Genomic DNA, 26692 nt, shown 5'->3' with positions numbered 1-26692 from the left:
TGGGTTTGTCGGTGCCCCGCCCGGGTGTGCGGGGGCTCCGTCCCGGGTCCCTGCTCCTCAATCGCCGGAGGGGCTGGACTGTTCCGCCAGGAGGGGCTGGACTTTTGCCCAGGAGGGGCTGGATTTGTTCGCCCGGAGGGACCGGATTGTTCGCCCGAAGGGGCTGGTTTGTCAGCCCGAAGGGGCTGGTTTGTCAGCCCGGAGGCGGTGGATGTTCGCCCGGAGGGCTGGATTGGCCGCCGGAAGGGCCGGATTGGGCGTCCGGAGGGGCCGGTTGTCCGTGCTGCGCCTCCGGGAGGGCGGGTTGCCCTGGCCCTGAATCCCCTCGCGTCGGAACGCGGCCGCAATGCCGTAGCCGGCCTGGCCGGGAAGGCGATCGTTGCCCATAACGTGCGCGTGCCCCGCGCCGCTTGGGCGGCGCGGGGCATCGGGCGCTCGGGTGTGACCGAGGGTCACCGGGACTGCTGGGCCGGGACGCCGCGGGTGGCCGCCTCGTCCTCGCCCGGGGCACCGGCCGCGGCCACCGCCGCGCCGGTCAGCGTGGCCAGCATCTCGCGGACGTTGGTCAGCTGAGCGTTGATGCTGTCGCGGCGGTTGGTGAGGGCCGCGAGCTCGCGCTCGGATTCGCTGCGGATGCGGTCCGCCTTGGCGTTGGCATCGGCCACGATGTCCTCGGCCTGGCGCTGCGCGGTCTCCACCGTCTGGCGGGCGCGGCGCTCGGCGTCGGTGCGCAGCTTCTCGGCCTCCAGGCGCAGCTGCTCGGCGCGGTGCTCGATCTCCGCGAGCCGCTTCTCGGCCTTGGCCTGACGCGAGGCCAGATCGCGCTCGGACTGCTCGCGGCGCTTGGCGAGGTTGGTCTCGAAGTCGGCGGCGGCCTGCGCGGCCTTGGCGCGGGTCTCCTCGAAGAGGGAGTCCGCCTCCTCGCGCTTGGACTGGGCGTCCTTCTGCGCCTCCTGGCGCAGCGTGGCCGCCTCGCCCTTCGCCTTCTCGACGATCCGCGCGCCCTCGTCCTCGGCCTTGGCCTTGCGGTCGGCGGCGAACGACTCGGCGTCGTTGCGGACCTGCTGGGCGGCCGACTCGGCCAGCTCACGGTGCTGTTCGGCGGCTCGCCGAGCCTCCTCGCGCAGATCCTTCGCCTCTTCCTCGGCGAGACGGAGGATCTTCTCGACCCGGGCGCCGAGCCCCGCGTAGGACGGCTCCGAATCGTTGATCTGGGCCTGAGCGTTCTGCGTCTCGAGGTGCAGCTCCTCGATGCGCTTTTCCAGAGAGGTGATACGGGCCAGTGCACTGTCACGATCGGCGACGAGCTTGGAAATGCGGTCGTCCACCTGACCGCGGTCGTACCCACGCCGCACGAGCTCGAAGCCGAAGGGGGAGGAAGTGTCGCTCATGGGGTTCCTGTCGAAAGAGACCGGTGAGGTGATAGAGGGAATCCTAGGGGGCCGAACGGCGTGTCATCGAGTCAACGTCTGTTTGATCTGCTGAATCTCCAGCCTTTTGAGTGGCAGTAAGACGGAGACCTCGTCACTCGTCGGGATGATACGGACATGCCGTGATGGACGCAGCCTGACGCGAGACTTACGCGAAACCGACGCGAGACTTAAGCGAAACCTCGATAGGCACAGCTGAGACTCGTCCCCCCGGATACGGTTACCCCTCCGACCGCTTTCCACTCCTCGTCGCACCCGCACCCGCCGCTGTCTTGACTTGGCCGTTCTCCTTGCCGCCCGCGCCACCCGACGCGGGGGTCTCGAAGGATTCCAACGCCTCGAGGACGTCCTGGACACGGGAGATCTCCGCGTTGATGTCCTCGCGGCGGCGCTTGAGCAATTCCAGCTCGCGCTTGCCCTCGTCCACGATCTGCTGTGCCTCGTCCGTGGCCTGGGTCCGGAGCCGGGCCGCTTCCCGCTCGGCCTCGGTCTTCTTCTGCTCGGCCTCCTTCAGCAGACCCTCGGCCTTCTTCACGGCCGCGATCCGCACCCGGCTCGCTTCGCTCTCCGCCTCCGCGACCAGCGACTTGGCCTTCTCCTCGGCCTTCATCAGCTGCGCGGTGGCCGCCGCGACCAGCTTGTCGACCCGCTCGCCGGTCGCCTTCATCTGCTCCGCGGACTCCCGGCGGGCCCGCTCGTGCAACTCCTCGACCTCGGCCTCGGTACGGGCCCGCAACTCCTCGGCGCGCTCCCGGATGGCCGTGGCGTCGCCCCGGGCCTCGCCCAGCATGGTGTCGGAGTCCGTACGGGCCTTCTCCACCATGGCGTTGGACTCGGCCGTGGCCTCGGAGACCAGCCGCTCCGCCTCATGGCGGGCCACGCCCACCATGGTGTCCGCCTGCTCCTCGGCCGCGGTCGCCGCGCGCAGCGCGGCCTCCTGCGCCTCGGAGGTGAGCCGCTCGGCCTCCGCCGAGGACTCGGTGATCAGCCGGTCGGCCTGTTCGGCGGCGTCCGAACGCCGCTTGTTGGCGTCCTCGCGCGCCCGGTCGATCAACCGGTCCGCCTCGGCCTGTGCCTCGTTGCGGATCCGCTCCGCCTCCGCCGCCGCCTCGGTCGCGACCCGCTCGGCCTCGGCGCGGGTGCGCGCCGCGTGCTGCTGCGCCGAACCGACGGTCTCCGCGGCCTCGCTACGCAGCCGCTCCGCCTCGCCGCTCGCCTCCGCGTGCAGCCGGTCGGCCTCGTGCCGGGCCTCGGTGACCAGGCGGTCCGCCTGCTCGGCCGCCTCCGAGCGGATGCTGTTGGCGTCGCCGCGGGCCTGGGCCCGGGTGCGGGCCGCGTCCTGCTCCGCGGTCGCCCGCGCGTCGGAGGCCTCCGTACGCAGCGCCTGCGCCCGTGTGGTGGCCTCCGAGACCAGCCGCTGGGCCTCCTCGGTGGCGCCGCTGATGAGCGTATCGGCCTGTTCGGCGGCCTCGGCACGGGACTTGTTGGCCGAGCGGCGCGCCTCGTCGAGTGTCTCGTTGGCCTCGGCGCGCAGCCGCTCGGCCTCGTGGGTGGCCTCGGTGACCAGCCGGTCCGCCTGCTCGGCGGCATCGGCGCGGCGCCTGTTCGCCTCCTCGCGGGCCTGCTCGGTCAGCCGCTCCGACTCGGCGATCGCCTCCGCGACCGTGCGCTCCGCGAGCGACTTGGCGGCCTCGGACTCCTCCGTGGCCTCCCGCCGCACCCGGGTGGCGTCCTGCGAGGCGCGCTCCCGCTCCGCGTAGGCGTCCGCGCGGACCCGGTCGGCCTCGGCCTGCGCCTCGTCGCGCACCCGCTGCGCGGCGTGCTCCGCGGCGTTGCGCAGCCCCGTGATCTCCTGCTCGGCCTGCTCGTGCAGCCCGGCGACCGAGTCCCGCACCTGCTGGGCGGTCTGCTCGGCGGTGGCGACCAGATCGGCCGAGCGCCGCTCGGCCTCCTCGACCAGCCGCTGCGCCTCGGCCTGTGCCTCGGAGACCCGGTTCCGGGCGGCGGCCAGCAGCTCCTCGCTCTGCTCCCGCGCCGCCGTACGCTCCGCCTGCGCCTCCTCGCGGGCGTCGGCGAGCAGCTCCTCGGCCTCGCGGCGGCGGCGGGCCGCCTCCTCCTGGGCGGCGGCCAGGGCCTCCGCGGCCTCGGTGCCGATCCGCTCGGCGGCGCTCGCCGCCTCCGCGCGCACCCGGTCGGCCGTCTCCTGGGCCTCCGAGCGCAGCCGCTCGGCCTCCGCGGCGGCCTCGCCGCGCAGCCGTACGGCCACCGACTCGCCCTCGGCGCGCGCGTTCGACGCGTCCGCGGCGGCCTCGTCGCGCAGCCGGGCGGCCTCGTCCTCGGCCTGCTGGCGCAGCGCGTTCAGCCGTTCGGCGGATTCGGCGCGCTGCCGCTCGATCTCCTCGCCGGTCTCCTTGCGCAGCCGCTCCGCCTCTTCGCGGGCGTCCCGCAGCGCCTGGTCGGCGGAGGAGAGCCGCTGCTCGGCCTCCTGGTGCAGCCGGTTCAGCTCGCCCTCGGCCTCGGCGCGGCGGTCCTCGGCGGCCCGCTCGGCCTCCTCGCGCAGCTCCTCGGCCGCGGTGGCCGCCTCCGACTTGACCCGCTCGGCCTGCTCCTCGGCCGAGGTCACCAGCTCCTCGGCCTCGCCCCGCGCCCGCTTCAGCAGCTCATCGGCCTGCCGGCGCAGCGCGTTGGCCCGCTCGATGGCCTCGGTGCGCACCCGCTCGCTCTCGGCGGTGGCACCGGAGCGGGTCTCCTCCGCGTCGGCCTTGGCCTTGGTCAGCAGGTCCTCGGCGGTGCTGGCCGCCTCCTCGATCTGCTGGACCGCCTCCCGGCGCGCCTCGGCGCGGACCCGCTCGCCCTCGGCGACCGCGTCCGACTTCAGCTGCTCGGCCTCGCCCCGCAGCCGGCGGGCCTCCTCCTGCAGCTCGACGGTCTTGGCGCGGTACTCCTTGGTGTCGTCCTTGGCCGTGCCCTTGAGCTGCTCGGCGGTGTCGTGCGCCTCGGCCCGCAGCCGGTCGGCCTCCTCCTCGGCCTCGCGCCGGATCCGCTCCGCCTCGTCGGTGGCCGCCTTGGTGGTGGACTGCGCCTTCTCCGAGGCGCGGGTCAGCACCTCCTCGGCGCTCCGGGCCGCCTTGGCCAGCTGGGCCGCGGAGTCCTCGGCGGCCCTGGCCCGGGCGTCGTCGCCCGCCTCGGCGATCATCCGCTCGGCCTCGGCGCGGGCGTCGTCCCGCAGCTGCTCGGCCTCGGCGCGCAGCCGCTCGGCCTCCTTGGTGGCCTCGCCGACCAGCCGGGCGACCTCCGCCTTGGCGGTACGGGTGCGGGTCTCGTTGTCCGACTCGGCGGCCGCGAGCCGCTTGGCCGCCGCGTCCTTGGCCTCGGCGACCACCTTCTCGGCCTCGCTGCGCGCCTCCCGCAGCGCCTGCTCGGCCTCGTGCATCCGCTGCTCGGCGGCGCGGGTCTGCTCGGCCGCGGCACGGCGGGCCTGGTCCGCCTCGCTGGCGGTGGAGGTGCGCAGCTGCTCGGCGTGGTCGGTGGCCTCCTGGGCCTGGGTGCCCGCGTTGGTCAGCAGCCGCTCGGCATCGGTACGGGCCCGGCGCAGGATCGCCTCGGCCTCGGCACGGGCGGCCTCCGCCTCCGACCCCAGCCGCTGGCGCGCCTGTTCGGTCATCCGCTGGGCCTCGGCGCGGGCCTCGGCCAGGGCCTGCTCGGCCTCCGCCCGGGACTCGTCCATCAGCCGGCGGGCCTGCGCCTCGGTACGGGCCCGCAGCTGCTCGGCCCAGGCCACGTTCTCGTTGACGTGGGACTCGACGGTGGCGCGGCGCTCGGCCAGCTCCTGGTCCAGCCGCTGGCGCCGGGCCACGGCCTCGGCGTGCAGCTCGGCCTCGAGCCGGGACTGCCGCTCGGCCTGCTCCTGGAGCAGCCGCTGGGTCTGGGCCCGGGTCTCGCGCAGCTCCCGCTCGGCGTTGGCGCGCAGTTGGTCCGCCTGGAGCTGCGCGTCCCGCAGCAACTGCTCAGCCTGGTAGCCGGCGTTGGCGCTGTCGTAGGCGGGGCGGGCCGCCAGATTACGGCGCGCCTCATGCAGCTTGGCGCGCAGCACCTCGACTTGGTAGCCGAGGTCGTCGGCGTGCTGGACGGCCTTCTCCCGCTCGGTCTTCAGCCGCTCCATCTCGGCCTCGAACTTCGAGAGCTGATCGTCAGGCTCGTAGCGGTCGTAGCCCCGCACTGCGCGGTCCCATCCGTCCCCTGGTCGCATTGGCGGCCGGCTCCGTAACCCTCCAGGCTCCCGTGGTCCCTTGCGGTGCCCGGGGGTCCCTCGACGGTTTCCCTTGCGGTACCGACCAGGCGAGGTGCGTGCCGGGTCGGACCGGAGCTGGCCCTTCCGAGAAATGGTGTCAGATCATCGGCGAAGCCCGGGCCGGACCCCGAACCCTCTCCGTTTCCGTACCCCGGCCGATGCAGCACTCTACCGGCCGGGGAAGGGGTAGGTCAGTGGTCCGCTTCAGTGATCCTCTTCGTCCTTGTCCGCGGCGGGGTTCGCGGCGGTGACGAGCTCGGTCAGCACACCGTGACAGTCCTTGGGGTGGAGGAAGGTGATCCGGGAGTCCATCGAGCCGCGGCGGGGCTGCTCGTAGAGGACCCGGACGCCCTTGTCGCGGATGGCCTCGGAGTCGGTGTCGACATCGGCGGTGCCGAAGGCGATGTGGTGGACGCCCTCACCGTTCTTGGCCATCCACTTGCCGACCGCGGAGTCCTCCCGGATCGGCTCGAGAAGCTGCAGGTAGGAGGCCCCGCCGTCGGAGGTCTCATTGATCTTGAGCATGGCCTCGCGGACGCCCTGCTCCTCGTTGATCTCGGAGTGGAACACCTCGAAGCCGTACGTGGCACGGTAGAACTCGACGGTCTTGTCGAGGTCGGAACAGGCGATTCCGATGTGGTCGATTCTCGTCAGCATGGGAACAGTGCACCGCCGTACGGTCGGTTACGCAACGTGCGCGCGATCACACCGATGGGCCGGTGACCGCGCGGGTACTCGTCAGTACATTGACGATAACCCTCGTTAACTTCCTTCTCCTCGTGAAGGGGACGCACCAATGACTCGTACGACCTCTGTGATGGTGGCGGGCGCGCGCACGCCCATGGGACGGCTGCTCGGCAGTCTGCGCTCGTTCGAAGGCGCCGATCTGGGCGGGATCGCGATCAAGGCCGCGCTGGAGCGCGCCGGGGTCGGTGCCGAGCAGGTGCAGTACGTGATCATGGGGCAGGTGCTCCAGGCGGGCACCGGACAGATCCCCGCCCGTCAGGCGGCGGTCAAGGCCGGTATCCCGATGAGCGTCCCCGCCCTCACGATCAACAAGGTCTGCCTCTCCGGGCTGGACGCGATCGCCCTGGCCGACCAGCTGATCCGCGCCGGTGAGTTCGACATCGTGGTCGCGGGCGGCCAGGAGTCCATGACCAACGCCCCCCATCTGCTGCCCAAGTCCCGTGAGGGGTACAAGTACGGCGCGGTCGAGATGCTCGACGCGATGGCGTACGACGGGCTGACGGACGCCTTCGAGCACATCGCCATGGGCGAGTCCACCGAGAAGCACAACACCCGGCTGGGCATCCAGCGCCCCGAGCAGGACGAGTTCGCGGCCCAGTCCCACCAGCGGGCCGCCGCCGCGCAGAAGAACGGCCTCTTCGACGCCGAGATCACCCCGGTGGAGATCCCGCAGCGCAAGGGCGAGCCGGTGGTCTTCGACAAGGACGAGGGCATCCGCGGCGAGACCACCGCGGAGCTGCTGGCCCGGCTGAGGCCCGCGTTCACCAAGGACGGGACGATCACCGCGGGCACGTCGTCGCAGATCTCGGACGGTGCCGCCGCGGTCGTCGTGATGAGCAAGGCCAAGGCCGAGGAACTCGGGCTGGAGTGGATCGCCGAGATCGGCGCCCACGGCAATGTGGCGGGACCCGACAACTCCCTCCAGTCGCAGCCGTCCAACGCGATCGCGCACGCCCTGGGCAAGGACGGGCTGACGGTGGACGATCTCGATCTCATCGAGATCAACGAGGCGTTCGCCGCGGTCGCCGTGCAGTCAATGAAGGACCTGGGCGTCTCCCCCGAAAAGGTGAATGTGAACGGGGGCGCGATCGCCCTCGGCCACCCCATCGGAATGTCCGGTGCGCGCATCGCCCTGCATCTGGCGCTGGAGCTGCGGCGGCGCGGCGGCGGCACCGGCGCGGCGGCGCTGTGCGGTGGCGGCGGGCAGGGCGACGCGCTGATCCTGCGGGTGCCGGCGGGGAAGTAGACGGGAAGTGGACGGTCGCGGTCCCCGCGCGGGACGTCCGTTTCCGTCGTGATCAAGCGATCGCGCTCAAGTGATGGTGCTCAAGCGATAAGGAGTACGGCACCCATGGCTGATGTGCCCACGCTGGTGGAGCAGGCACGGCAGGGGCGGCCGCGTGCGATCGCCCGGCTGATCTCGCTGGTCGAGGGCGCCTCGCCGCGGCTGCGCGAGGTGATGGCCGCGCTCGCTCCGCTGGCCGGGGGCGCGTATGTGGTCGGGGTGACCGGCTCACCGGGGGTCGGCAAGTCCACGTCGACCTCCGCGCTCGTCTCCGCCTACCGGCGGGCGGGCAAGCGGGTGGGCGTGCTCGCCGTGGACCCCTCCTCGCCGTTCTCCGGCGGGGCGCTCCTCGGCGACCGGGTACGGATGTCCGAGCACGCCTCCGACCCCGGCGTCTACATCCGCTCCATGGCCACCCGCGGCCACCTCGGCGGGCTCGCCTGGGCCGCCCCGCAGGCCATCCGGGTGCTGGACGCGGCCGGCTGCGATGTGATCCTGGTGGAGACGGTGGGCGTCGGCCAGTCCGAGGTCGAGATCGCCGCCCAGGCCGACACCAGCGTGCTGCTGCTCGCGCCGGGGATGGGCGACGGGATCCAGGCGGCCAAGGCCGGGATCCTGGAGATCGGCGATGTGTACGTGGTCAACAAGGCCGACCGGGAGGGCGCCGACGCCGCGGCCCGCGAGCTCAACCACATGCTGGGCCTGGGCGAGTCGCGGTCGCCGGGCGACTGGCGGCCGCCGATCGTGAAGACCGTGGCGGCGCGCGGCGAGGGGATCGAGGAGGTCGTCGAGGCGCTGGAGAAGCACCGGGCGTGGATGGAGGAGCACGGTGTGCTCGCGGAGCGCCGGATGCGGCGGGCCGCGGGCGAGGTCGAGACGATCGCGGTGACGGCCCTGCGGGAGCGGATCGGCGATCTGCACGGCGACCGGCGGTTGGGGGCGCTCGCGGAGCGGGTCGTCGCGGGCGAGCTGGACCCGTACACGGCGGCGGACGAGCTGGTGGCGGCGGTGACCGAACAGGGGTGACGGGAGCGGGGCCCGCCCCCGCTCCCCCTCTCGGCCGACGCCTGGTCAGTCGTCGTCGCCGCTGTCGTCGTCACCGTGGTCGTCGTCGGCCGGGGCCTGGATGACCTTGCCCGAGTGGGCGTCTACGTTCAGGTCACGCTCCTTGTGGTTCTTCACGGTCTCGACCTCCCACACCGGGGTGCGGTCGCCGTCGAACTCCACGGAGGTCACCGTGGATCGCGACGCGGCCTTCCCGGCCGCCTCGATGGCCGAGACGCCGGCGTTCCGCAGGGCCTTGGCCTCGGCGGCGTCCTCGGGGTCGTTGTCGTCCGGGTCCACCCGCTGGTCGATCACCTTGCCGTTGGCGTCCAGCGTGACCTCGTGCCACTTGCCGTCCTTGCCCAGGACGTCCGCCTCCCAGCGGCCGTGGTCGCGGTCGATGGAGTCCAGCGTGCCCGGGACGGCCTTGAGCGCGGCGCCGGCGGCCTGGGTCAGCGAGGCGCCGGTGGACGCGGCTGCCGGGGACGCGGACCGGGCCGCCGGGGACGAGGACTGGGTGCCCGCCACGGCGACGGCCGTACCGCCGCCGACCAGGGCAGCCGCGGCGACAGATGCGATGATGACGCGCTTCATGTGGGTTCCTCCCCATTCGTGTTTGGACGTCAACCACCCTGGCCGATCGATGCTGAAGCCCGGCTGAAGGCGCCTGAAGAGATCTTCAGGTTCGCTCTGCGACGCTGGTCGCATGCGTTTGCTGATCGTGGAGGACGAGCGGCGGCTGGCCCTGTCGCTGGCCAAGGGGCTGCGGGCGGAGGGGTTCGCCGTCGATGTGGCGCACGACGGCCAGGAGGGGCTGCACCGTGCGCAGGAGGGGGTGTACGACCTCGTCGTCCTCGACATCATGCTGCCGGGGCTGAACGGCTACCGCGTATGCGGGGCGCTCCGGGCGGCCGGGAACGAGGTGCCGATCCTGATGCTCACCGCCAAGGACGGCGAGTACGACGAGGCGGAGGGGCTCGACACCGGGGCCGACGACTATCTGACCAAGCCGTTCTCGTATGTGGTGCTGGTGGCGCGGGTACGGGCGCTGCTGCGGCGGCGCGGCCCGGGGGCCTCGCCCGTGGTGCGGGTGGGGCCGCTCACCGTGGACCGGGGCGCGCGCCGGGTGGAGCGGGACGGCCGGGAGGTGCCGCTGACCGCCAAGGAGTTCTCCGTGCTGGAGCAGCTGGCGAGGCGGGCGGGGGACGTCGTCTCCAAGCCCGACATCCTGGAGCATGTGTGGGACTTCGCCTACGACGGCGACCCCAACATCGTCGAGGTCTATGTGAGCGCCCTGCGCCGCAAGTTGGGCGCGGGGCTCATCGAGACCGTACGGGGAGCGGGGTACCGGCTCCGTGCGTAAGGTGTTCGGTTCGGTACGGGCGCGGGCCGCGCTGGGGGCGACCCTGGTGGTGGCGGTGGCCCTGGTGTCGGCGGGGATCGCGGTGCTCCAGGTGCTGCGCGCCGATCTGGGGGACCAGGCGCGGCTGAAGGCCCAGGTGGACGCGCGGGAGGTGGCGTCGAAGATAGCCGCCGGGGCGGACTACGGGTCGCTGAAGCTGGACGAGAGCGTCCCGGTGCAGGTCGTGGACGAGGACGGCCGGGTGCGGGCGGTCAGTGAGGATCTGGAGGCCGTGAAGGGCACCGGGAGCGCGTCCGTGAGGCCCGTCGCGGCGGGCGTCGGGGACGACGACACCGACGATGACGACCGCGGCGCCGGAAAGGTCTCCTCCGGGGAGGAGTACGGCGACGGCTCCGCCCGTGTCGACGGGGAGACCGCCGACTACGTCTGGGCGGCCGTGGAGGCCACCGACACCTCCGGCGAGGACGTCACCGTCTACGCGGGCGCCCCGCTGGCCACGGAGCGCGGCGCGGTCACCACGGTGCGGAACGCGATGCTGCTCGGGCTGCCGCTGTTGCTGGTGGTCGTGGCGGCCGTGACCTGGCTGGTGACCCGGCGCGCGCTGCGGCCCGTGGAGGGCATCCGGCGCGAGATGGCCGCCATCACGGCGAGCACGGACCTGGCCCGGCGGGTGCCCGAGCCGGGGTCGCACGACGAGGTGGCGCGGCTGGCCCGGACCACCAATGAGACGCTCACGGCGCTGGAGGCGTCCGTGGAGCGGCAGCGGGCCTTCGTGGCCGACGCCTCCCATGAGCTGCGCTCCCCGGTGGCCTCGCTCCGCACCCAGCTGGAGGTGGGCGCCGCCCATCCGGAGCTGCTGGACCTGGACGGCGCCGTGGAGGACGTGGTGCGGCTCCAGCGGCTCGCGGCCGACCTGCTGCTGCTGGCCCGGCTGGACGCGGGGGAGCGGCCCACGGGGGAGACACCGGTGGCGCTGGACGCCCTGGTGCGCGAGGAGCTGGCCCAGCGGGTGGCGGACCGGGTGCCGGTGCGGGACGAGGCGGCGCCGGTCGCGGTGCCGGGCTCGCGCGGGCAGCTGGCCCAGGTGCTGGGCAACCTGGTCGACAACGCCCAGCGGCACGCCCGGAGCGGGGTGCGGGTGACGGTGCGCGAGGAGGGCCGGTGGGCCGTGCTGGAGGTCGCGGACGACGGCGCGGGGGTGCCCGGGGCCGAGCGGGAGCGGATCTTCGAGCGGTTCGTACGGCTCGACGACGCCCGCAGCCGCGACGATGGCGGGGCCGGGCTCGGCCTCGCCATCGCGCGGGACGTCGCGGTGCGCCACGGTGGCGCACTGACCGTCGGGACGGCACCCGAGGGCGGCGCCCTGTTCGAGCTGCGGCTGCCGACGCAGGCGGTGCGGCCGGTGCGGCACGGAGCAGCCCGCCGCGGGCGTCACGACCCGCCGGACACCACTTAGACCCGGCCCCGCTGGGTGCGCAGATGCTCCGCGACGGGTACCAGCGATCCGTACAGCGCCTTGAGGTCCTCCGGCGCGAGCAGATCGATGAAGTGCCTGCGCACGGACGCCACATGGTGGGGGGCGACCTTGCGCATGGTGTCCCAGCCCTGCTCGGTCAGCACGGCGTACAGCCCCCGCCGGTCCGATTCGCAGTTCTCGCGGCGGACCAGGCCGGCGTTCTCCATCCGAGTGATCTGGTGGGACAGCCGGCTCTTGGACTGCAGGGTCGCGGACGCGAGATCGCTCATCCGCATCCGGTGGTCCTCCGACTCCGAGAGGTTGACCAGGATCTCGTAGTCGTTCATGGTCAGGCCGAACGGCTGCAGGTCCTTTTCGAGCTGGTAGGTCAGCAGCCGGCTGACATCCAGGTGGGTGCGCCAGGCGCGCTGTTCCTCGTCGCTGAGCCAGCGCGTGCCGTTCTCGGTCTCCATGGGATGTATTCTACCTATAGAAGTTGAATTCCGAACCAATGGATGCATCGGGCTAGAGGTCACCTGTTCGACGTTACACTCCGCACCTTCGCGCTCACGAACCGGTACCCCCCGTCTCGCCGACCGATATCTCGGCGACGACCTCCTCCGTGGACTGGAGCAGTACGGTCCCCGCGCCCACGAACTCGAATTGGTGTTCCTCGCCCGAGGCGCCCCCGAGACCCGTACGCGACCGGACGGCCCCGAGGAAGCCGCGCAGATACTGGTGGTCGTAGTGGTGGCACGGCGTCGGGCAGTCCGCCCAGCCGACCAGCGCCTGCGGATCCACCCGGATCGGCGGCTCCATGAAGACCACGGGCCCGTTGGAGGCGGCCACGAACTTCCCCGTGCCGAGGAGGGTGAGGAAGCCCGGAACGATGGACTGCTTCAGGGACAGCGAGGGCTGGAAGGCGAGCAGATTGCCGGACCGGATGGAGAGGTTGCCGTCGTCCAGGTCGTAGGAGTTGACGTCGAAGGCGCGGTCCGCGAGCACCATCTTGCCCTTTCCCTCGGCCACCACCCAGTCCGCCGCGTGCAGCGGGGAGTGGAAGCTGTGGGCGATGAGGTGGTCGAGGTGGCCGAGCCCGACGCCCTGGAAGTCGATCTGGCCGTAGTAGGCGACCATCTTCCCCTTCTGGAGGAACCACTGGCCGTTCAGATCCACGCTGAAGGCGTACGGATTGATGTTGTCGTCGACGGGCAGCGTCCAGGCGTCATGGATGACGGGGCCGTTCACAGCTTCTCCTCCGATGCCTGGACGTAGACCATGCCGGTGCCGGACAGCTCCAGTTGGAACGCCTCGCCCGAGCCGCGGCCCACCATTTCGCGCCAGCCGATCGCCGTCGAGAGCTTATTGCGAACATCACCCCGGTGGGCGACATAGGCTTGCGGATCGACATGCACCGGACGTCCCGGGCCGATCGGCAGTTCCAGCACCCCGCCGTGCGCCATGACCGCCGCGGAGCCGTGCCCCTCCAGGGTGGTGGTGAACAGCCCCTGGCCGGTGACCTGGCCGCGCACCATGCCCATCACCCCGCCCTGGGAGCCCAGGAACATCGTGCTCTGGCGCAGCGAGCCGTCGAAGGCCAGCAGCCGGTCCGACTCCACATAGAGGGTGTCGCCGACCAGGTCGATCACATGGACGTGGTGGCCGCCGTGCCCGAACATCACCGCGCCCTGGCCCTCGACGGTCATCAGCGGGGTGGCCTCATTGGCGACCCGCCGCCCGATCATCCCTCGCACCCCGCCCTGGCCGCCGGTGATGCTGGGGGTGAACCGGACGTCCCCGCGGTAGGCGAGCATCGCGCCACGCTGGCTGAACAGGGTCTGCCCGGGCATCACCTGGGCCTCGACCATCCGCGAGGTGAGCATGGTGAACGGCATCACACCTCACCCCCGATCGTGTCGCGCTCACTGGGCTGGACGTAGACCAGCCCATCGCCCTCGAAGCGGATCTGGAAGGACTCCCCGCCGCTCTCGCCTATCAGCGCGCGGAAGTTCACCCCCGCCTGGAAGTGCTGCTTGAGACCGCCGGTGTGGGCGATGTACGCGCCCGGATCGACCTGGAGCGGCGTCTGCGGGGTGACGCGCAGCACGACCGCCGTGCCGACGGAGACGAGCGCGGCCTGGCCGGTGCCCTCGACGGTCGTGGTGAACAGCCCGTTGCCCTGGGCGGAGCCGCGCAGCCCGGTGAAGGAGGTGCCGGTGCGCAGCGCGGAGTCCGTGCACAGCAGATTGCTGGACTCCACATAGAGCTTCTCGCCTTGCAGCGACACCAGGTTGATCTCGCTCGCCCGGTCGGCGAAGTAGCACGTGCCGTGCCCCTTCACCTCCATGACCGCCATCTGCTCACCGGTGAGCCGCCGGGTCACCATCCCCCGCAGCCCCTCCCCGCCGCCCGTCCTCTTCTTGAAGGTCATGTCCCCCTCGTAGGCGACCATCGCGCCGTTCTTGGCCTTCACGGAGTCGCCGGTCAGATCGACCGCGAGCACCCTGCTTCCCTGGAGCCGAAACTGAGCCACGGAGCCGACGGTAGCGGTCCGGCGACGTCGGGGGACAGGGAGCGCCAGGGGCGTGAGGCGCCCCCCGGACGGAGATCGCCCGCGCGGCTGCGACAATGGGCGAAAGCTTGTGCATCGCTTCACAAGCTGGTCCGTGTCCCTCTCTTCACACGAAGGTGCTCTCGTGGACTTCAAGACCGCCACCGCGCTGCGCCGGCTCCGCCTGGTCTCCGCGCCCGAGGCCGTGTCGTTCCTGCTGCTGCTCATCTGCTCGGTGCTCAAGCGCACCACGGACTTCAACGCGGTGCCGGTGATGGGCATGGTGCACGGCGTGCTGTTCATCCTCTACGTGGTCTTCTGGGCGGACGCCTGGAACCGCGCCAAGTGGAAGTGGCAGACCGCGGCCCTGTACTTCGTCCTCTCCGTCCTGCCCACCGGCGGCTTCTTCGCCGAGCGCAAGCTCAAGCGGGAGACCGAGGCCGGGGTGATCGCGGCCCGCGCCCGTAAGGAGGGCGTGGTCAACGCATGATCGTCGCCTTTTCGGTGACGCCGCTGGGCGTCGGCGAGGACGTGGGGGAGTACGTGGCCGACGCGGTGCGGGTGGTCCGGGAGTCGGGGCTGCCGAACCGTACGGACGCGATGTTCACCTCGATCGAGGGCGAGTGGGACGAGGTCATGGACGTCGTCAAGCGTGCCGTCGCGGTGGTGGAGGCGCGGGCGCCCCGGGTCTCGGTGGTCCTCAAGGCCGATATCCGCCCGGGTGTCACGGACGGTCTGACCTCCAAGGTCGAGACGGTCGAGCGTCACCTCTCCGACTGAGCGCCCCGGTGCGGGCGGGTGGCCTCAGCCCCCGCCCACCAGGGCCATGCCCAGTGGGGTCCGCTCGTACAGCACCTGATGGCCCTGGCGGCGTGAGCTGAGCAGCCCGGCGGCGCGCAGCACCGCCAGATGCGCCGAGACCGACGACGGCGCCAGACGGTGCCGGGCGGCCAGGGCCGTGGTGGACGCGGGCTCCTCCAGACCGGAGAGGATCGCGGCGCGGCTGGCCCCCAGGAGCCGTACGAGCGCGTCCGCCGTGACCGCGTCCGGCTCCCGCCACAGCCCGCCGACCCCGCGCGCCGGATAGATCACCGTGGGCTGCCACGGCGGGGCGAAGCCGCTGATCACATCCGGCCAGACGAAGACGCTGGGCATCAGCAGCACCCCACGGCCGTCAAGATCCTGCGTCTGGGCGGGCACCACGGAGTTGCGGATGGTGAGCGTGGAGTCGGCCCAGCGCAGCGCCGGGCGCAGATCCGCGAACAGCCGCTCCAGGCCGCCCTCGGCCAGCTGCCGTGAGCGATGGGCGATATCGGCCTCCAGTAACGCCCGCAGCCGGGGCCAGTCCGGTGCCACCAGGGCCCGCCAGGCGGCTTCGGTCACATCCGCCAGCCGTTGGACGGCCCGCGCCGGATCGTCCAGCATCGCCCGGCCCCGCGCGGAGTCTGCCGCCCCCGGCGTGCACTCCAGGGACAGGGCCAGCTCACGCCGGGCGACGGCGGGGGCCGTGGCCCGCATCCGCGCCAGCTCGTCCTCGAACGGCGCGTACGGCACCTCCGGCGGCGGGCCCAGGAAGTCCGGGGTGTAGCCGCGCACCGGCATCAGCAGCCACAGCTCCGACAGATCGAGCCCGGCCAGCGCCTCCCGCACCCGGCGCAGCCACGGCAGGTGGTAGCCGTGCCGCTCGGTCCTGCGCAGCGTGCGCACCGCCTCATGGGTCTGGCACAAGGGCGAGATGGCGAACCGGCAGCGCAGCAGATCATCCGTACCGAACTGCATGTGCAGTGGCATCTGCGCCCCCGGGATCCCGAAGATTCGGCTCAGTCCGAAACACTAGAGCCCGCCCCGCCCGTACGGGCACGCTTCCGGCATGGCAACGCCCTCCGGGCCCGGCACCACGGGCCCCCTCGAGTCGCGCCCCGACGCGCCCGCCTCCCGACCCGAGCTCGCGCCCGGCGCCGACGAGGGGCCGCCGCGGGGCCCGGGGAGCGTTGGCTACCGCGCGGTGTTCGCGGTCGGTGAGTTCCGGGCCGTCTTCGCCGCGCACCTGGTCTCCATGCTCGGCGAAGTGGTCGGCCAGCTCGCGCTGTCCGTCCTGGTCTTCCGGCTCACCGGATCGCCGCTGCTGAGCGCCCTGACGTTCGCCACCTCGATGCTGCCGTACGTGATCGGCGGCGCCCTGCTGTCCGCCGTCGCGGACCGCTTCCCGGCCCGCCGGGTGCTGGTGGTCTGCGATCTGGTGCACGCCGCGTGCGTGGCCGCCATGGTGGTGCCGGGGATGCCGGTGGCGGCGCTGCTCGCGCTGCGCTGTGTGCCCGCCGCGATCTCCCCGGTGTTCAGCGGCACCCGGTCGGCGACGCTCGGCGACATCCTCGGCGAGGGCGACCCCTTCGTGCTGGGCCGCTCGGTCATCCGGATCACCGCCCAGACCGCGCAGCTCGCCGGGTTCGGCGTCGGCGGGCTGCTGCTGGCCGCCGTCTCGCCGCGGGCCGCGCTGGCGATCACCGCGGCGGCGCTCGTCGGCTCGGCGCTGGTGCTCCGCTTCGGCACCCGGCGCCGCCCCGCGCGGCAGCTGACCGGGGGCGGGGCGCTGTTCGGGAGTTCGCTGAGCGGGATCCGGCGGCTGTTCGGGGACCGCCGGATCCGGGCGCTGATGCTGTTGTCGTGGGTGCCGCCGATGTTCGTGGTGATGCCCGAGGCTCTGCTGACGCCGTACTCCGATGGGCTGGGCCTCGGCTCGGTGGGTCTTGGGCTGCTGATGTGCGGGATGCCGGTGGGCGCGGTCGTCAGTGAGGCCCTGGTGGGCTCGCTGCTGGGGCCGCGCGCCCGGGCCCGGCTGACGCTGCCGGTCGGCGTCGCGGCGATGCTGCCCGCCCTGGGGTACGCCGTCCATCCGTCGTTCGGCTGGGCGCTGGCCCTCCAGGTGCTGACCGGCTGCGGTATCGCCTACAGCCTCGGCCTCGACCAGTGGTTCTTCGCCGCCGTCCCCGATGAGCTGCGCGGCCGGGCGATGACGGTGATGACGGCCGGGCTGATGACCGCGCAGGGTCTCGGCATGGCGGTCTCGGGCGCGGTCGCCGAGTTCGTACCGGTCCATGTGGTGGCCGCGACCGCGGGCGGCTGCGGGGCGCTCTGCTCGCTGCTGGTGGCGCTGGAGGTGCGGCGTACGGTCTGAAGGGCCCGTCCGGCCCGAAGTGCGAGATAAGGCTGACCACGATATGACCGGCCGGTAGGGTCGGTGGTGTGCCGAAGCCGCTCAGCCTTTCGTTCGACCCCATCGCCCGCGCCGATGAGCTCTGGAAGCAGCGGTGGGGGTCCGTGCCCTCGATGGCCGCGATCACCTCGATCATGCGGGCCCACCAGATCCTGCTCAGCCAGGTCGACGCGGTCGTCAGACCCTACGGTCTGACCTTCGCCCGCTATGAGGCGCTGGTGCTGCTGACCTTCTCCAAGGCCGGTGAGCTGCCCATGTCCAAGATCGGCGAGCGGCTGATGGTCCACCCGACCTCGGTCACCAATACGGTGGACCGCCTGGTCAAATCGGGTCTGGTCGACAAGCGGCCGAACCCCAACGACGGCCGCGGCACCCTCGCCTCGATCACCGACCGGGGCCGGGAGGTGGTCGAGTCGGCCAGCCGCGATCTGATGGCGATGGAGTTCGGGCTCGGGGTCTACGACGCCGAGGACTGCGGCAAGATCTTCGAGATGCTGCGCCCGCTGAGGGTCTCGGCGGAGGACTTCGAGGACGACTGAGCGGGGCTTGGGGAACGGCCGCCGAAGACCGCCGCCGAAGACCGGGGGTGGCGAAGATCGCCCCGGAACGGACGGTTACGCTCAGGGCATGAAACGCAGCGTGCTGACCCGCTACCGGGTCATGGCCTACATCACCGCAGTGATGCTGCTCGTGCTCTGCACCTGCATGGTGTTCAAGTACGGCTTCGACACGGGCGAGGACCTCACGCTCGTGGTCTCCCAGATCCACGGCGTGCTCTACATCATCTACCTGGTCTTCGCCTTCGACCTCGGCTCCAAGGCCAAGTGGCCGTTCGGCAAGCTGCTGTGGGTCCTGGTGGCGGGCACCATCCCGACGGCCGCGTTCTTCGTCGAGCGCAAGGTCACCCATGAGGTGGAGCCGCTGGTCAGCGGCGCCGAGCCGGCGCCCGCGCAGGTCTGACCCGGCGGTTTGTAGCCCTTCCGTGCGTCCCGTCCGAGCCCGGACGAGGCGCGCGGACGCGAGTGCCGGGTCACCCGATCGGCCGGGTGCGGCGTGTCTCCCTTCGACAATTAGTAGGACGTCCAAGTACTTTTGAGGCATGGACACCGAAGGCATTGAGGCGGGCCGCCGACGGTGGCAGGCCCGGTACGACGCGGCACGCAAGCGCGACGAGGACGTCAGCACACTGTCGGGAGACCCCGTCGATCCGGTCTACGGACCCGCCCCGGGCGACTCCGTGGCGGGGTTCGAGCGGATCGGCTGGCCGGGGGAGTTCCCCTTCACCCGTGGCCTCTACGCCACCGGGTACCGGGGCCGGTCCTGGACCATCCGCCAGTTCGCCGGGTTCGGCAATGCCGAGCAGACCAATGAGCGCTACAAGATGATCCTCAAGGCGGGCGGCGGCGGGCTCTCGGTCGCCTTCGACATGCCCACCCTGATGGGCCGCGACTCCGACGACCCGCGCTCGCTCGGCGAGGTCGGCCACTGCGGTGTCGCCATCGACTCCGCCGCCGACATGGAGATCCTCTTCAAGGACATCCCGCTCGGCGATGTCACCACCTCGATGACCATCAGCGGTCCGGCCGTCCCCGTCTTCTGTATGTACCTGGTCGCGGCCGAGCGCCAGGGCGTGGACACCTCACGGCTGAACGGCACGCTCCAGACGGACATCTTCAAGGAGTACATCGCCCAGAAGGAGTGGCTTTTCCCGCCCGAGCCGCATCTGAAGCTGATCGGCGACCTGATGGAGTACTGCTCCGAGGGCATCCCCGCGTACAAGCCGCTGTCCGTCTCCGGCTACCACATCCGCGAGGCCGGGGCGACGGCCGCGCAGGAGCTCGCGTACACCCTCGCCGACGGCTTCGGCTATGTGGAGCTGGGCCTCTCCCGGGGCCTGGACGTCGACACCTTCGCGCCCGGCCTGTCCTTCTTCTTCGACGCGCATGTCGACTTCTTCGAGGAGATCGCCAAGTTCCGCGCTGCCCGCCGGATCTGGGCCCGCTGGATGCGCGATGTCTACGGGGCGACCACCGAGAAGGCGCAGTGGCTGCGGTTCCACACCCAGACCGCCGGGGTCTCGCTCACCGCCCAGCAGCCGTACAACAACGTGGTGCGGACCGCCGTGGAGGCCCTCGCCGCCGTACTCGGCGGCACCAACTCGCTGCACACCAACGCCCTGGACGAGACCCTCGCACTGCCCAGCGAGCAGGCCGCCGAGATCGCCCTGCGCACCCAGCAGGTGCTGATGGAGGAGACCGGGGTGGCCAATGTGGCCGACCCGCTGGGCGGTTCCTGGTACATCGAGGCGCTGACCGACCGGATCGAGGCCGACGCCGAGAAGATCTTCGAGCAGATCAAGGAGCGTGGCCGCCGCACGGTGCCGGACGGGCAGGAGCCCCAGTGGCCGATCACCGCCGGCATCCTCCAGGGCATCGAGGACGGCTGGTTCACCGGCGAGATCGCCGAATCCGCCTTCCGCTACCAGCGGGCCCTGGAGAAGGGCGACAAGAAGGTCGTCGGCGTCAACTGCCACGAGGGCTCGGTCACCGGCGATCTGGAGATCCTGCGGGTCGGCCACGAGGTCGAGCGCGAGCAGGTGCGGGCGCTGGGCGGCCGTAAGGCCGGGCGTGACGAGGCCGAGATCGCCAAGGGGCTCCAGGCCATGATCGCCGCCGCCCGTGAGGGGTCCAACATGATCGAGCCGATGCTGGCCGCGGTGCGCGCCGAGGCGACACTCGGCGAGATCTGCGACGCCCTCCGCGACGAGTGGGGCGTCTATACGGAACCGGCCGGCTTCTGAGCCGCGTCCGGGGCGGGTCCGGCGGCCGCCGCGCCGCCGGAGTCCGCCCCGGTCATCCCGTACAGCAGCAGATCCGTGAAGTCCCGCGCCCAGTGCGGGTCCACCGGCTCCGCGCTGACCATCAGCCGGTGGAGCACCGTCCCGGCGACCGCGTCGAAGATCAGGTCCGCGTTGCGGGCCGACGCCTCCGGGTCCTCCGCGCGCGGCAGCTCACCTCGGAGCCGGGCGCGCTCCCGGCCGATCGTCACCAGCCGCTTCTGCCGGTCCACGATCGCCGAGCGCACCCGGCACCGCAGCGACTCGTCGTGCATGGCCTCGGCGAGGACGGCCATCAGCGCGGTGCCCGTCTCGGGGCGCTCCAGCAGCGCCCCCAGCCGGATCACCGCGGCCTCCACATCGGCGTGCAGACTGCCGTGGTCGCCCGCTTCCAGGTGTTCGTCGAAGACCGCCGCGACCGCGTCCACCACCAGCTCGCATTTGCTCGCCCAGCGGCGGTAGAGGGTCGTCTTGGCGACTCCGGCGCGGGCCGCCACATCGCCCAGGGTCAGCTTCGCCCAGCCCAGTTCCACCAGGGCGGCACGCGTGGCGCCGAGGATGGCGCGGTCGGCCTCGGCGCTGCGCGGGCGCCCGGTGCGGCGTGCGGACGGGCTCATGCGCGGCACCCTACCCGCCAGTACCGCGCATCGTCCCGGGTGAGTTACGCTACGACTCGTAGCGTAAGGGTGTGCCACGGCCGGTCCATCGGCTGACGCGCTTTTCCCTTCACCGCGCGAAGAGGGGAGGATGGGACCATGCAGCCACGGAACATGTCCATGAGTGGAGTGGTCGACCTCGCCGCGGTGAAGGCGGCCGGAGAAGCGAAGCAGAAGGCGGAGCGGGCGCGGGCCGAGTCGGCCCGCACCGGGGGCGCCCCCGCGCCCGGCCGTCTGATCTTCCATGTCGACGAGGCGGGTTTTCAGCAGGACGTCCTGCAGCGCTCCACCGAAGTGCCGGTCGTCATCGACTTCTGGGCCGAGTGGTGCGAGCCGTGCAAGCAGCTCGGCCCCGTCCTGGAGCGGCTGGCCACGGAGTACGCGGGGCAGTTCGTCCTCGCGAAGATCGACGTCGACGCCAACCAGATGCTCTTCCAGCAGTTCGGCGTCCAGGGCATCCCCGCCGTCTTCGCGGTGATCGCGGGCCAGCCGGTGCCGCTCTTCCAGGGCGCCGCGCCCGAGGCACAGATCCGCCAGGTGCTGGACCAGCTGATCCAGGCGGCGGAGCAGCAGTTCGGCATCGTGGGTACACCGGTTGAACCCGGCGCCCAGGACGAGGGTGCCGAGGAGGCCGCCCCGGAGGTCCCCGAGTCGCCGCAGGATCTCGCGCTCGCCGCGGCCCATCAGGCGCTGGACGCCGGTGACCTGGGCGGTGCGGTGCGGGCGTACCAGGGCCTGCTCGCCGACGACCCCGGCAACAGCGAGGCCAAGCTCGGCCTGGCCCAGGCCCAGTTGCTGGAGCGCGTCCAGGGAGTGGACGCCACGCAGGTGCGCAAGGCGGCCGCGGAGAGCCCGGCGGATGTCAAGGCCCAGATCGCGGCGGCCGACCTCGACCTGGTGGGCGGTCATGTGGAGGACGCCTTCGGCCGGTTGGTGGACGCGGTGCGCCGCACGGCGGGGGAGGACCGGGACGCGGCCCGGGTTCATCTCCTGAGTCTGTTCGATGTGATCGGCGGTGAGGACCCCCGAGTGGTGGCGGCGCGCGGCGCGTTGGCGCGGGTGCTGTTCTGACCTCCGGCTCCTCAAACAACACAGCGACCGCTCTTTACTAAAACTTGGTAAACGCGGTCGCTGTTACTGCCAGTAAATGCGAGTCCGGGCTTTGTCCGGTCTTGGAGTAAATCTCCGTCTCTTTCCGGTCACTGTCCGGCAACCCTGTGTGGCCGATCTCGACCGTCCTGCCGCAGTTCGGTTATCCGTCCGTTACTCGCTAGTAACGAACCCCTTGTGTCCAGGCCGGGAATGGACCACGATCGGCCAAGCTCGGTCCATCCCCCCGTAGCTCGGCATCCGGTCGGCGCGTCGGTGTGGTTGGGTCCCCACCGGGCAGGTCGGCGGCAGTGGCGCCGACCGTGGACAGGGGGGTCTCTGCCCACAAAGCAGGGCCTGTCCAGGAGGTTGCGCGAGATTGCGTGGCCAGTGGTTGTCGCTCGGGGGTGATCGCCGGTGTTGCGGGTGCGGTGTGCGCCTGTGAGACGTGGGCGCTCTCCTTCCCGAGGACGTAGCACTTCTCCCATCCCAGGTCCGGGGCCCCGCCCCGGCCGGAGATGTACGTCCGAGAAGGAGGAAAGTCATGGAGTCCGTGGCTCGTGGCGGCACCAGATGGAAGCGGTTCGCCGTTGTCATGGTGCCGAGCGTTGCTGCCACGGCCGCGATCGGCGTCGCCCTGTCCCAGGGTGCGCTCGCGGCCTCGTTCAACGTGTCCGGTCAGCAGTTCAAGGTCTCGGTCGACCGGCTCGACGGCACCGGGTTCGCGCAGTACGGCGCGCTTGACACCCAGCACGGGGGCAAGAAGATCCCCGTCGCGGTGTCGGCGTTCAAGAGCGCGAAGCTCAAGGGCCTGTGCCAGTCCGTCGTGATCCCGGTTCCGGTCTTCGGCGATGTGTCGCTGAAGCTGACGGCAGGCAACGGCAGCAAGCAGGTTGAGGCCAAGAACCTCTTCATCGATCTCGATCAGCTCAACGCGGACGCCACGTTCCGCGGGATCGACATCGGTGTCGCGGCGGGTGACGCCCACAAGGGTCCCGGGATCAACAAGGGCGACGTGGCCGATCCCGGTTCGTTCGGCCAGCAGTCCGATTCCGCCACGCTGACCGGTGTGAAGCAGACCGCCTGGGCGACCAGTGCGGGCACGTTCAAGCTCTCCGGCCTTTCGATGAAGGTCAGCAAGGGCAAGAACGAGTGCTTCTGATCAGCTGAGCCAAGGGTGGGGGGCCGCCGTGCTGCCCCTCACCCGGGCATCGACCCGCAGCGGGTATGCGCCAGGCTTGTACCGCTGTAGAACAACCGCGATCACACCGATCGCCGGCCCCAGGGAGCTGTTTTCAATGAGTGCCGAGTCGCCGGGGGCGAGTGACCGTATCAGCCGTTGGCGGGGGTCCTTCAGGGCATGGCGCTGGCAGCGCCCGTTCTGGGCCGGGCTGTTGAGCCTGCTGGCGGGCGTACCGATCATGTACTTCCCGTACAACGACCTCAACGCCGGTGGATTCACCATCAACATGTCCACCACCGCCGGATCGGCCTCGCTGATCATCGGGGTGCTGTTGGTGGTCCTGGGCCTGACCATGTGGTTCCAGCCCATGGTGCGGGTGTTCGCCGGAGTCGCCACGATCCTGCTCGGTCTGGTGTCGATCCCCGTCTCGAACTTCGGCGGCTTCCTGATGGGATTCCTGCTCGCGCTGTTCGGCGGCGGCATGAGCATCGCCTGGGCACCCGGGGAGACTCCCTCCGCGCAGCCGGCCGAGGGGCCGGGAAACGCGTCAGAGGACGACGGGAACGGTGACAGCGTGCCGGAGCCGGCCGGGGCCGGGTCCGCGTCGGACCAGGAAGCCAGGAATGGGAGGCACCGTGCGGGGTGAAGACCGACCCGAGCAGCCGGAGGGAGTGAGCCCACGCCGGGTCAGAACCGGCCCGCGGCACGCGGCACCGAAGAAGTCGGTACTCACCCGCCTTCAGGTGCCCGCCGGCAAGGCCATAGCGCTGGCCGCCATGCCGACGGCCGTGCTGATGGGCATGGGGCTCACTCCGCAGCTCGCCTCGGCCAACCCCCGGCCCGAGGACCGCTACAAGCCCGGCCCGTGTGTGTCGCAACCGGACGAGGCGGACAAGGACGACGCCAAGGGCGGCAAGGACGCCCAGGGCCAGGACAAGGACGCCAAGGATTCGTCCGAGAAGGGCTCCGAGGACGGCTCCAAGGGCTCTGAGGAGTCCTCGGGCGGCCAGACCGGGTCCCGGGACGACAAGGCCGCTCCCAGGCCGTCTCCGTCCAGTTCCTCCTCCGCTCCCTCGTCCGGCTCCGAGGACGAGACGGAGTCGAAGGAGCCCTCGGCCTCGCCGAGCCCTTCCAAGTCGAAGAACCCGCTGGACCCGCTGGGACTCGGGGACACGCTCCACGACGTCCTCACGCCCGACGACAAGAGCGGGGACGACTCGGCCGAGCCGAGCGCCTCGCCGAGCCCGTCCTCCAGCGACAAGCCCGGCTCGTCGCCGTCGCCGTCCCCGTCCAAGTCCTCCGACAAGCCCACCGATCCGGTCAAGGACACGGTGGACAAGGTGGGCAAGGGCGTCAAGGACACCGTGGACGGAGTGGGCAAGACCGTCGACGACGCCAAGGACAAGGCGGACAAGGCGCTTCCCAAGCCCTCCGCGTCCGCCTCGAAGGACGCGGACGGCAAGGAGGCGTTCCCCTGCCCGAAGTTCGACGCCGACGCGTACGAGAACGCCGAGACGGACCCGACCTCGAGCCTGCTGCCCGAGGACCCCTGGACCCTCAAGAGCACGCTGCTGAGCCTGCACGGCCTGGACTACAAGGGCATCGTGGAGGTCAAGACGCAGGGGGGCCAGATCAAGAAGGTCCTGAAGTTCACCGCCTCGGGCGTGGACATCAAGGATCTCCACCAGCTGGTGGTGGGCCCGGCCGGGACCACCACGCATGTGCAGGCGCGCGAGGGGTCCACCTCGACCATTCGCAACGGCACGGTGACCATGTACACCGAGGAGCTGAAGGGGAACCTCCTGGGGCTCATCCCGATCACCTTCAGCCCCAAGAGCCCGCCGCCGGTGAACATCCCCGAGGTGTTCTTCACCGATGTCACGGTCACCCAGGCCGGTCAGTTCGGTGGCGATCTGACCGTTCCGGGTATGCATCTGTTCAAGACCGGGGAGTGATCCCGCGCCCCCACCGACCCGTTCGGGAGCCGCACACCCCTCCATGAGGAGGGAAACGCCCGTGGGCACCGCCTCCACCCGGAGACGGTGCCCACGGACGCGTTACGGGCGCGTTCGGCGCTACTGGCCCGCGCCGCCCAGGTGGTGCACCCGGACCATGTTGGTGGTGCCGGGGACGCCGGGGGGCGAACCGGCGGTCATGATCATGGTGTCGCCCTCGGAGTAGCGGCCCAGCTTCAGCAGCTCGGCGTCCACCAGGTCGACCATCGCGTCGGTGTGCTCGACATACGGCACCACGTAGGACTCCACGCCCCAGCTCAGCGTGAGCTGGTTGCGGGTGGACGCGTCGGTGGTGAAGGCCACGATCGGCTGCTGGGCGCGGTAGCGGGAGAGCCGGCGGGCGGTGTCGCCGGACTGGGTGAACGCCACCAGCGACTTGGCGCCCAGGAAGTCGGCGATCTCGCACGCCGCACGCGCCACCGAACCGCCCTGGGTGCGCGGCTTCTTGCCCGGCACCAGCGGCTGGAGGCCGCGCGAGAGCAGCTCCTGCTCGGCGGCCTCGACGATCCGGGACATCACCTTGACCGTCTCGATCGGGTACGAGCCGACCGAGGACTCGGCGGAGAGCATCACCGCGTCGGCGCCGTCCAGGATCGCGTTGGCGACGTCGGACGCCTCGGCGCGGGTCGGCCGGGAGTTGGTGATCATCGACTCCATCATCTGGGTCGCGACGATCACCGGCTTGGCGTTGCGGCGGCAGAGCTCGATCAGCCGCTTCTGCACCATCGGGACCTTCTCCAGCGGATACTCCACCGCGAGGTCACCACGGGCCACCATCACGCCGTCGAAGGCCGCGACGACCTCGGTCATGTTGGCGACCGCCTGCGGCTTCTCCACCTTGGCGATCACCGGCACCCGGCGACCCACCTCGTCCATGATCCGGTGGACGTCCCGGACGTCGCCCGCGTCCCGGACGAAGGACAGGGCGACCATGTCGCAGCCCATCCGCAGGGCGAACTTCAGGTCCTCGATGTCCTTCTCGGACAGCGCGGGCACATTGACCGCCGCACCCGGCAGGTTGATCCCCTTGTGGTCGGAGATCACCCCGCCCTCGATGACGATGGTCCGCACCCGCTGGCCCTCGACGGCGGTGACCCGCAGCTCGACGTTGCCGTCGTTGATCAGGACCTGGTCGCCCTTGGAGACGTCGCCCGGCAGCCCCTTGTAGGTGGTGCCGCAGATGGTCCGGTCACCGTCCACGTCCTCGGTGGTGATGATGAACTCATCCCCGCGGACCAGCTCCACCGGTCCGTCCTTGAAGGTCTCCAGGCGGATCTTGGGGCCCTGGAGGTCGGCCAGGACGCCGACCGCGTGCCCGGTCTCCTCGGATGCCTTGCGGACGCGGTGATACCGCTCCTCGTGCTCCGGGTGGCTTCCGTGGCTCATGTTGAACCGGGCCACGTTCATCCCGGCCTCGATCAGGGACTTCAGCTGGTCATAGGAGTCGACGGCGGGGCCCAGAGTGCAGACGATTTTGGAACGGCGCATGAGGCGGATCCTATCGGGTTTGTTTCGGAGCGGAATATTTAAGT

General features: G+C 71.2%; 25 protein-coding genes. 14 read left to right on the top strand and 11 right to left on the bottom strand.

Annotated features, from left to right (window positions below):
• Nucleotides 1-452 precede the first annotated feature (452 nt).
• The 3 genes from ACMTAK_RS17715 to mce all read right to left on the bottom strand — a co-directional run bounded on the left by ACMTAK_RS17715 (nt 453) and on the right by mce (nt 6378).
• Nucleotides 453-1391 carry a coiled-coil domain-containing protein gene (locus tag ACMTAK_RS17715; protein ID WP_037958439.1) on the bottom strand — a complete coding sequence of 313 codons (939 nt, stop codon included), beginning with the start codon at nt 1389-1391 and terminating at the stop codon, nt 453-455.
• A gap of 259 nt (nt 1392-1650) precedes the next feature.
• Complete coding sequence (scy, locus tag ACMTAK_RS17710; RefSeq protein WP_461773811.1) at nt 1651-5679, bottom strand: polarized growth protein Scy; 4029 nt, start codon at nt 5677-5679, stop codon at nt 1651-1653.
• A gap of 246 nt (nt 5680-5925) precedes the next feature.
• Complete coding sequence (mce, locus tag ACMTAK_RS17705; RefSeq protein ID WP_413807125.1) at nt 5926-6378, bottom strand: methylmalonyl-CoA epimerase; 453 nt, start codon at nt 6376-6378, stop codon at nt 5926-5928.
• Nucleotides 6379-6535: 157 nt separating this feature from the next.
• On the opposite strand from mce, the gene ACMTAK_RS17700 reads away from it, so the two are divergent.
• Both ACMTAK_RS17700 and meaB read left to right on the top strand, forming a co-directional pair.
• A complete protein-coding gene (locus ACMTAK_RS17700; RefSeq protein WP_121825405.1) occupies nt 6536-7714 on the top strand; it encodes an acetyl-CoA C-acetyltransferase in 1179 nt (392 codons plus the stop codon).
• 105 nt (nt 7715-7819) lie between these two features.
• Nucleotides 7820-8779, top strand: coding sequence for a methylmalonyl Co-A mutase-associated GTPase MeaB (meaB, locus tag ACMTAK_RS17695; RefSeq protein WP_413807124.1), 960 nt, complete (start codon nt 7820-7822; stop codon nt 8777-8779).
• 45 nt (nt 8780-8824) lie between these two features.
• On the opposite strand, the gene ACMTAK_RS17690 is transcribed toward meaB, so the two are convergent.
• Nucleotides 8825-9391, bottom strand: a complete 567-nt coding sequence (locus ACMTAK_RS17690; protein ID WP_413807123.1) for a PepSY domain-containing protein — start codon at nt 9389-9391, stop codon at nt 8825-8827.
• Nucleotides 9392-9503: 112 nt separating this feature from the next.
• Between ACMTAK_RS17690 and ACMTAK_RS17685 the strand changes: the two genes are divergently transcribed.
• Both ACMTAK_RS17685 and ACMTAK_RS17680 read left to right on the top strand, forming a co-directional pair.
• Nucleotides 9504-10160, top strand: a complete 657-nt coding sequence (locus ACMTAK_RS17685) for a response regulator transcription factor (RefSeq protein ID WP_413807122.1) — start codon at nt 9504-9506, stop codon at nt 10158-10160.
• Nucleotides 10153-11616, top strand: a complete 1464-nt coding sequence (locus ACMTAK_RS17680) for a sensor histidine kinase (protein WP_413807121.1) — start codon at nt 10153-10155, stop codon at nt 11614-11616. Before ACMTAK_RS17685 ends, ACMTAK_RS17680 begins: the two co-directional genes overlap by 8 nt.
• Here ACMTAK_RS17680 and ACMTAK_RS17675 read toward each other — a convergent pair.
• The 4 genes from ACMTAK_RS17675 to ACMTAK_RS17660 all read right to left on the bottom strand — a co-directional run bounded on the left by ACMTAK_RS17675 (nt 11613) and on the right by ACMTAK_RS17660 (nt 14149).
• Nucleotides 11613-12089 carry a MarR family winged helix-turn-helix transcriptional regulator gene (locus ACMTAK_RS17675; protein ID WP_020868377.1) on the bottom strand — a complete coding sequence of 159 codons (477 nt, stop codon included), beginning with the start codon at nt 12087-12089 and terminating at the stop codon, nt 11613-11615. The two genes, ACMTAK_RS17680 and ACMTAK_RS17675, sit on opposite strands and share 4 nt — an antisense overlap.
• Nucleotides 12090-12183: 94 nt before the next feature.
• Nucleotides 12184-12864 (bottom strand): AIM24 family protein, encoded by a 681-nt coding sequence (locus ACMTAK_RS17670; RefSeq protein WP_413807120.1) that lies wholly within the window; start codon nt 12862-12864, stop codon nt 12184-12186.
• Nucleotides 12861-13511, bottom strand: coding sequence for an AIM24 family protein (locus tag ACMTAK_RS17665; protein WP_413807119.1), 651 nt, complete (start codon nt 13509-13511; stop codon nt 12861-12863). Before ACMTAK_RS17665 ends, ACMTAK_RS17670 begins: the two co-directional genes overlap by 4 nt.
• Nucleotides 13511-14149, bottom strand: coding sequence for an AIM24 family protein (locus tag ACMTAK_RS17660; RefSeq protein ID WP_413807118.1), 639 nt, complete (start codon nt 14147-14149; stop codon nt 13511-13513). The genes ACMTAK_RS17665 and ACMTAK_RS17660 overlap by 1 nt, the downstream gene beginning before the upstream one ends.
• Before the next feature lie 163 nt (nt 14150-14312).
• On the opposite strand from ACMTAK_RS17660, the gene ACMTAK_RS17655 reads away from it, so the two are divergent.
• The gene (locus tag ACMTAK_RS17655; protein WP_020868373.1) at nt 14313-14657 is read left to right on the top strand and encodes a DUF3817 domain-containing protein; all 345 of its coding nucleotides are present in this window, start codon (nt 14313-14315) and stop codon (nt 14655-14657) included.
• A complete protein-coding gene (locus tag ACMTAK_RS17650) occupies nt 14654-14947 on the top strand; it encodes an MTH1187 family thiamine-binding protein (protein ID WP_020868372.1) in 294 nt (97 codons plus the stop codon). Before ACMTAK_RS17655 ends, ACMTAK_RS17650 begins: the two co-directional genes overlap by 4 nt.
• A 24-nt stretch (nt 14948-14971) precedes the next feature.
• Here the strand turns inward: ACMTAK_RS17650 and ACMTAK_RS17645 are convergent, their stop codons facing one another.
• On the bottom strand, nt 14972-15958 hold the full coding sequence (locus tag ACMTAK_RS17645; protein ID WP_413807117.1) for an ArsR/SmtB family transcription factor: 987 nt from the start codon (nt 15956-15958) through the stop codon (nt 14972-14974).
• 79 nt (nt 15959-16037) lie between these two features.
• On the opposite strand from ACMTAK_RS17645, the gene ACMTAK_RS17640 reads away from it, so the two are divergent.
• From ACMTAK_RS17640 to ACMTAK_RS17625, 4 genes are all read left to right on the top strand, one after another.
• A complete protein-coding gene (locus tag ACMTAK_RS17640) occupies nt 16038-17342 on the top strand; it encodes an MFS transporter (RefSeq protein ID WP_413807116.1) in 1305 nt (434 codons plus the stop codon).
• A gap of 68 nt (nt 17343-17410) precedes the next feature.
• Entirely contained in the window at nt 17411-17920 is a 510-nt protein-coding gene (locus ACMTAK_RS17635) for a MarR family winged helix-turn-helix transcriptional regulator (RefSeq protein ID WP_413807115.1), read from the top strand.
• 88 nt (nt 17921-18008) lie between these two features.
• Nucleotides 18009-18341 carry a DUF3817 domain-containing protein gene (locus tag ACMTAK_RS17630; protein ID WP_413807114.1) on the top strand — a complete coding sequence of 111 codons (333 nt, stop codon included), beginning with the start codon at nt 18009-18011 and terminating at the stop codon, nt 18339-18341.
• 139 nt (nt 18342-18480) lie between these two features.
• Nucleotides 18481-20181, top strand: coding sequence for an acyl-CoA mutase large subunit family protein (locus ACMTAK_RS17625; RefSeq protein WP_413807113.1), 1701 nt, complete (start codon nt 18481-18483; stop codon nt 20179-20181).
• Here ACMTAK_RS17625 and ACMTAK_RS17620 read toward each other — a convergent pair.
• Nucleotides 20157-20834, bottom strand: a complete 678-nt coding sequence (locus ACMTAK_RS17620) for a TetR/AcrR family transcriptional regulator (protein WP_413807112.1) — start codon at nt 20832-20834, stop codon at nt 20157-20159. The two genes, ACMTAK_RS17625 and ACMTAK_RS17620, sit on opposite strands and share 25 nt — an antisense overlap.
• A 138-nt stretch (nt 20835-20972) precedes the next feature.
• Here ACMTAK_RS17620 and ACMTAK_RS17615 point away from each other — a divergent pair, with 138 nt between their 5' ends.
• From ACMTAK_RS17615 to ACMTAK_RS17600, 4 genes are all read left to right on the top strand, one after another.
• Entirely contained in the window at nt 20973-21944 is a 972-nt protein-coding gene (locus tag ACMTAK_RS17615; RefSeq protein WP_413807111.1) for a tetratricopeptide repeat protein, read from the top strand.
• Between the two features lie 562 nt (nt 21945-22506).
• Complete coding sequence (locus ACMTAK_RS17610; protein WP_020868364.1) at nt 22507-23124, top strand: DUF6230 family protein; 618 nt, start codon at nt 22507-22509, stop codon at nt 23122-23124.
• Nucleotides 23125-23260: 136 nt separating this feature from the next.
• Nucleotides 23261-23791 carry a DUF6114 domain-containing protein gene (locus ACMTAK_RS17605; RefSeq protein WP_210946907.1) on the top strand — a complete coding sequence of 177 codons (531 nt, stop codon included), beginning with the start codon at nt 23261-23263 and terminating at the stop codon, nt 23789-23791.
• The gene (locus ACMTAK_RS17600) at nt 23769-25100 is read left to right on the top strand and encodes a hydrogenase expression protein HypF (protein WP_413807110.1); all 1332 of its coding nucleotides are present in this window, start codon (nt 23769-23771) and stop codon (nt 25098-25100) included. Before ACMTAK_RS17605 ends, ACMTAK_RS17600 begins: the two co-directional genes overlap by 23 nt.
• A 120-nt stretch (nt 25101-25220) precedes the next feature.
• Here the strand turns inward: ACMTAK_RS17600 and pyk are convergent, their stop codons facing one another.
• On the bottom strand, nt 25221-26648 hold the full coding sequence (gene pyk / locus ACMTAK_RS17595) for a pyruvate kinase (RefSeq protein WP_413807109.1): 1428 nt from the start codon (nt 26646-26648) through the stop codon (nt 25221-25223).
• Between the last annotated feature and the right edge of the window lie 44 nt (nt 26649-26692).

Source organism: Streptomyces lacaronensis, assembly GCF_047337785.1.
In the GTDB taxonomy this organism is placed as follows: domain Bacteria; phylum Actinomycetota; class Actinomycetes; order Streptomycetales; family Streptomycetaceae; genus Streptomyces; species Streptomyces lycopersici.
This window is presented reverse-complemented; position numbering and strand designations above follow the sequence as displayed.